The sequence below is a fragment of the Micromonospora sp. NPDC005197 genome, assembly GCF_040608295.1.
Lineage (GTDB): Bacteria > Actinomycetota > Actinomycetes > Mycobacteriales > Micromonosporaceae > Micromonospora.
This window is the reverse complement of sequence record NZ_JBEXHY010000207.1, coordinates 1-6,085: the sequence shown is the minus strand read 5'-3', so window position 1 is coordinate 6,085 and position 6,085 is coordinate 1. Positions and strand designations below refer to the sequence as shown.

The following is a 6,085-nucleotide window of genomic DNA, read 5'->3' as shown; positions in this document are numbered from 1 at the left end:
GGGTGGGCGGGGCACTCCACCCACCCCGGGTGGCTCTCAGCCGTTCGGGAACAGGGTCCCGTAGTCGGCGTACGCCATGGCCACGTCGGCCTGCGCCCAGAAGCGGTGGTAGTTGAAGCTGGGCTCCGCACCACCGTTCAGGTACGCCTGCACCTTGGGCCAGTCCGGGTCGTTCTTGTAGAAGGACCGGATGTCGAGGAAGCTCTTGCCGGCGGCGATGGCGTCGCCGTTGGGCATCTTCCCGGTCCAGCCCGGCGGGACGTAGAGGCCCTGCCCGGTGGACGCGTCGTAGACGTCGTCGAAGCGCTTGTAGTCGCCACGCGTCTCGGTGGTGGAGACGCCCTTCGCGTCACTGGCAGCGTCGAGCGCGTCCAGCAGGCCCTTGGCGGTGGTCTTCGCCGCCGCGTTGCCCGACTTGGCCGCGTACGCGATCAGGGTCCGGGCGTAGGAGGCGGCGACGCCGACGTCCTGGCCCTTGCTGATCACCTCGACGTGCAGGTTGGTGTTGGGCTGCGGGCTGGACGGGTTCCAGGTGATCGGCTGACCGGTCCACTTCATGTCCGACGGGATCGACCAGTTGGTGCCGACCGTCGTGTTGGCGATCGCCCACGGCACCCACTTGTCCAGCAGCGCCTTGGCCTTCGCGTTGCCGGTCTGCAGGTACAGCTCGGCGACCCGCTGCATCGACCACGCCTGCATGCCGAACCACTGGTTCGACGGCGGGTCGTTGTAGACCGGGTCGACGTCGTAGAACATGCCGTAGAAGGTGCTGGTGCCCGACGGCGGCTGGGCGTAGCTGCCGTCCCAGCTGTTGGTCGCGCCGCCGGCGATGCCGCCCTCGGACGACTGCAGCCAGGTGTAGAACTCCAGCTGCCGGTCGAAGCTCTTGGTCCAGTCGGCGACCGCGGTCGACGACTGCGGCTTGAGCTCCGGCGTGTTGGTCAGCGCCCAGGCCGCGAACGGGTTCTGGTAGCCGAAGTGGTTGTGGCTGGACCCGATCCGCCAGGACCAGTTCTGGCTGGTGTCGTACGCGCCGCCCCAGGCGTAGTACCAGGACAGCAGGTAGTGCGCCGAGTCCTTGCCGCTGCCGGCGGGGCAGGTGCTGGCCCCGACGCAGTTGCCGATCTTCTTGAAGTACTTGTCGAACATCGCGTACCGCAGGTAGTCGCCCATCTTGGCGGCCTTGGCCACGGTGGCGGCGACGTCGGCCTGCTTGCCCTGCGCCTTGGCCCAGGTCAGCGCCCAGTACGCGGCCTGCACGGCACGGGCGTCGGCGTCCGGGGCGTTGGTGTACTTCCACTGCTTGGCGGGAGTGCCGGTGTCCTTGACGAACAGGTCGAGGTAGCCGTACTGACCGCCGTGCTTGAAGGTGTCGCAGGACGGCTGCGGGACGGTCTCCCACACCGACTCCTGGGTGCCCCGCTGGAAGGTGTTGATGTACGCCGGCTTGGTGGTGCCGTCACCGCAGCGGCCGAAGCCGTAGGTGTTGTCGACGTCCATCAGCCAGTGCATGCCGTAGATGTCGCCGGTGCCGTAGGTGGACTGGAGCTCCGAGCGGAGCGGGTCCTGCCCGACGGAGATGTTCGGGTTCAGCGCCGAGGGGTACTGGCTGGGCAGGTTGTACTCCGCGGCGTACTGCGGTGTGCCGGCGGAGCCCGCGGTGGGCTGGTCGGCGTGCGACGGGATGATGTACTTCTCCATCACCGTCCAGGCGTTGTTGAACGGCGCCCAGTTCTGGGTGACGCGGCCGTACTGGGCCTCCAGCCAGATCCAGAAGCTGAACGCCTCCGAGGTGGTCTCGTGGCCGTAGTCCGGCGCCTCGACGATCAGCGTCTCGACCGAGTGGTACGGCACGCCCTCGGGGCTGAAGTAGCCCGAGTTCTTGATCTTGCCGTACTGGGCGAGGAACTTCTTGATGTAGGCGTTGTCGCCGCCGGGGGTGTCGTTGTCGATCTCGGTGGCGGTGACCGCCAGGGGTGCGAGACCGGTGGCGGACGCGGTGATGGTGGCGGTGCCGCCGACGGTGTCGGTGTCCTCCGCCGCGGCGACCGTGACGGTGACCCCGGTGTTCCAGTTGCTCGGGGTCAGGGTGACGGTGCTCGGCGAGACCGTGACGTCGGTGTCTCCGCTGCGGGTGAGGGTGACCGGCACGCTGGCCGTCGGCGCGGCGCTGAGCTTGAGGTTGAAGGTGGTTGTGCCACCCTCGTTGACGCTCACCGCGGACGGCGTGGCGATCAGCGTCGGGCCGCTGGCGGCGCCGACGGTGAACGCCTTCTCGGCGACCCCGATGCCGTTGGCGTTGTCGTACGCCTTGGCCTGCACCGTGTAGTTGCCGGCCGGCAGGTCCTCCTGCGTGTACGTGTACGGCGCGGTGGTGTCGGTGTTGATCAGCAGGCCGTTGCGGTAGAACTCGACCTTGCTGATCGTCCCGTCCGGGTCGCTGGCCGTGGCGGTCAGCGGCACGTCGGCCGGGGCGGTGAACGGCCCGCTCGGCAGGGCGAGGGAGACCGTCGGCGGCTGGTTGGCCGGGGTGCCGTTGCAGGAGGTGCCGTTCAGGGTGAACGAGGTGGGCTTCGGGTTGCTGCCCGAGTAGGACCCGTTGAAGCCGATGGTGGTGGAAGCCCCGGTGCCGAGGTTGCCGTTGTACGACTCGTTGGTCGCGGTGACCTCACTGCCGGACTGGCTGAACCTGGCCGACCAGCCCTGGGTGACCCGCTGGCTGCTGTTCGGGAAGGTCCACTTGAGCGTCCAGTTGCTGACCGCGTCGCCCAGGTTCTTGATGGTCACGTTGGCGGTGAAGCCGGTGTTCCAGTCGTTGGTCGCGTAGACCACGTCGCAGGCGGGTGCGGCCTGCGCGGCGCCGGCGGGCAGGGTCACCCCGCCGATGGCGAGCGCGGCGGCGGCGAGGATCGCCACTCGGCGGCGTCGTGCCAGTTGTCTCATGTGCGCGGTGTCTCCTCGGACCAGGCCGGGATGGTCCCCGGCGAGGCGCCTGCCCGCGGGTGTGGTGGTACGCGGGGGATTCGAGGCGCCGGGAAGGTGGTTGCCCCGGGCCCGGCCGGGGTGCGGCGGTGCGGCCCGCGCGGGAGGGGGTCCCGCCGGCTGCGCTCGGGTGCCGTGACCGGAAGTCGTGCTGCCGGCTGCCCTCGGCGGACCCGCGCCCACGCGATCTGGCTCCTGTCGCGTTGAATCGACAGTGTGCCATGGAAGCGCTCCCACAACAAGCGCACGAGAGGCAGGATCACCCAGTTGTTTCGATCTCGTTTTGGGTCTTTCACAAAGGCGTGACGGGCGTTACAGTCGCAACATCGGTCGATGGGAGCGCTTCCATCGACAAAGGTTCCAACTGGAAGATCACCGGGACCGTCCTCGTGGCGGGCCCCGGGGAACCAACCCGAAGGCCGACGGCGGGCCAGCCCGGACGCCGCCGTCAGCCATCATCCCGCCACAGGGAGGGAGGTGGAACCAGAGCCACTCGCGTGGCCCGGCTCCCGCGCGACACGCACGGCAGGACCCAAATTCCGCCCGTGTGTGTGCAGTTACGGTGGGGACGGGGGTTGCCCTCCCCCGTCCCCACACTAAACCCCCGTACACAATGGGAAAAGAGGCCGACGGGACAGGCGCCAAGCGCCGCCCGGTCGGCCTCGTTCGCTGTCCGGGGCCCTCACCCGCCTCGACCCGCCATGTCCGGCCGCCGTGACGGCCGGCTCACGGGGCCGGCCGCTCCTGGCCTATTCTGGGAGCGCTCCCGAATCTCGGCGGCGGCCCCGTATCCACGAGGAGAATCCATGTCGATACCTACCGGGCCCGCCGGCCCGCTGCGCTTTCCCCGCGACTTCGGCTGGGGCGCGGCCACCTCCGCTTACCAGATCGAGGGCGCCACCAAGGAGGACGGCCGCGGCGAGTCGGTCTGGGACACCTTCAGTCGTGTCCCCGGGCGTACCCGCAACGGCGACACCGGCGACGTGGCCGCGGACCACTACCACCGGTACGCCGAAGACCTCGACCTGATGCGCGACCTGGGTCTGCGCAGCTACCGCTTCTCCATCTCCTGGCCCCGCGTTCAGCCCGACGGCACCGGCGCGCCCAACCAGCGCGGGCTCGACTTCTACCGCCGCCTCCTCGACGGCCTGCACGAGCGCGGCATCGCCCCGATGGCCACCCTGTTCCACTGGGACCTGCCGCAGGCGTTGCAGGACGCCGACGGCTGGGAGTCCCGCGACACCGCCCACCGCTTCGCCGACTACGCCGACGCGGTGTTCACCGCCCTCGGTGACCGGGTGCCGGTCTGGCTCACCATCAACGAGCCCAAGACCGTCGTCCAGAACGGCTATCTCATGGGCCACCACGCGCCCGGCCGGCAGGACCCGGACGCCGCCTACCTCGTCGCCCACCACCTGCAACTGGCCCACGGCCTCGCGGTCCGCGCGCTGCGCGCCGCCAACGGCACCGGCCGGATCGGCCCCGCGCTCAACCTGCACCCCTGCTACCCCACCGACGACTCCCCCGAGGCCGGCGCCGCCGCCCAGCTCTACGACGGCTACGAGAACCGCCTCTACCTCGACTCGCTGCTCAAGGGCAGCTACCCGCAGGACGTGCTGGCCGACCTGGGCCCGCAGAGCCGGATGGTTCGCGGCATCCGCGACGGCGACCTGGCGGTGATCTCGTCGCCGGTCGACCTGCTGGCCGTGCAGTACTACACGCCCATCTACGTCACGGCCGACGGCAGCACCGAACACCGGTGGCCGACCTCCGAGGCCGGTTGGCAGCAGATCTACCCCGACGGGATGTACGACATCCTGACCCGGGTCACCCGCGACTACGGCCCGATCCCGCTCACCGTCACCGAGAACGGCCTGCCCACCCCCGACACCCTGGCCGCCGACGACACCGTCGACGACAGCGGCCGGATCACCTTCCTGCGCGACCACCTGGCCGCCGCGCACCGCGCCATCAGCGCCGGAGTGCCGCTGGAGAGCTTCCACGTGTGGTCGATGCTCGACAACTTCGAGTGGGACGAAGGGTACGACCAACGCTGGGGCCTGGTCTACGTGGACTACGCCACCCAGCGCCGGGTGCTCAAGCGCAGCGCCCACTGGTACCGCTCCGTCATCGCCGAGGGCGGTTTCTGAGCGGGCCGCCCGGACGGCCGGGCCCGGACGGCTCGGCTCCGGGTGAGCCGGTGACCGTCCGGGTCACGGTCGGCAACGTTCAGCGGGGCAGCGCCTGCTGCAACTCCGCTCGCAGGGCAGGGGTGAGCATCTCCCCCGCCTGCTTCGCCAGCCGGGCCATCTCGTAGCCCACCACGCCGATGTCCGCGTCGCCGGCCGCGAGCGTGGCCAGGATCGATCCGTCGCGCACCTGCATCACGAGGAAGTAGCCCCGGCCCATCTCGACCACCGTTTGCTTGACGATGTCGCCGTCGAACATCTGCGCCGCGCCCGCCGTGATGCTCATCAGCCCGGACGTCACCGCGGCGAGCTTGTCCGCGTGGTCGCGGGGCAGATGGTCGGAGATCGCCACCAGCAGCCCGTCGGAGGAGACCACCACCGCGTGCGCCACACCCGGCACCCGCTCTGCGAACGCGCTCACCAGCCAGCTCAGGTCACGTGCCTCCTGGCTCAACGTCGTCACTGTCGTCGTCCTCCTTCGTCGTGCCCCCACGAGGGTGGCACCGATATCTCGGTGGTGTCCTCGGCCTCGGCACGCCGTACCCCGCTGTAGAGCCGGGAAAGCATGCCGCCGACCGCCTCCGGGTCCAGTTCGGCGCGCGCCGGCGCCGACTCCGGCTGGGCCGGGCGGGTGACCGCGGAGAGTTGCGCCATCGGCACGCGTACCGGCAGGCCCCGCTCGTTCGTGCCGGCCGTCACCGGAGTGGCGGGCGGCGCGGCCGGGCCGGGGGCCGCCGCCCCGGTCGGCCCCTGCCGGGACCACCAGCCGCCGCCGTCATCGGGGGCGGCCGGAGCCAACACGTCCTCGGCGCGTACCGGCACGGGGCGGGTCTGGCGCGGCACGGTGGCAGCCGGCGGGCGACCGGCCACCGGCAGGTCCAGCGGCGCGACGGCCGGCCCACGGGCACCAGCCG

3 protein-coding genes and 1 pseudogene are annotated in these 6,085 nt (G+C 70.5%); 1 reads left to right on the top strand and 3 read right to left on the bottom strand.

Features of this window, described 5'->3' with window-relative positions:
- Nucleotides 1–36: 36 nt before the first annotated feature.
- On the bottom strand, nucleotides 37–2,943 hold the full coding sequence (locus ABZU46_RS30640) for a glycoside hydrolase family 48 protein (RefSeq protein ID WP_354863186.1): 2,907 nt from the start codon (nucleotides 2,941–2,943) through the stop codon (nucleotides 37–39).
- An 845-nt stretch (nucleotides 2,944–3,788) separates the two neighbouring features.
- Here ABZU46_RS30640 and ABZU46_RS30635 point away from each other — a divergent pair.
- A complete protein-coding gene (locus tag ABZU46_RS30635; protein ID WP_354863185.1) occupies nucleotides 3,789–5,132 on the top strand; it encodes a GH1 family beta-glucosidase in 1,344 nt (447 codons plus the stop codon).
- 79 nt (nucleotides 5,133–5,211) lie between these two features.
- On the opposite strand, the gene ABZU46_RS30630 is transcribed toward ABZU46_RS30635, so the two are convergent.
- On the bottom strand, nucleotides 5,212–5,625 hold the full coding sequence (locus tag ABZU46_RS30630) for a roadblock/LC7 domain-containing protein (protein WP_197281421.1): 414 nt from the start codon (nucleotides 5,623–5,625) through the stop codon (nucleotides 5,212–5,214).
- Between the two features lie 5 nt (nucleotides 5,626–5,630).
- A pseudogene (locus tag ABZU46_RS30625) lies at nucleotides 5,631–6,085 on the bottom strand (ATP-binding protein); the annotation flags it as partial.

Coding starts and splice junctions, on each gene's coding strand:
- ABZU46_RS30640 (WP_354863186.1), bottom strand. CDS start 2,943: ATGAGACAACTGGCACGACGCCGCCGAGTGGCGATCCTCGCCGCCGCC.
- ABZU46_RS30635 (WP_354863185.1), top strand. CDS start 3,789: ATGTCGATACCTACCGGGCCCGCCGGCCCGCTGCGCTTTCCCCGCGAC.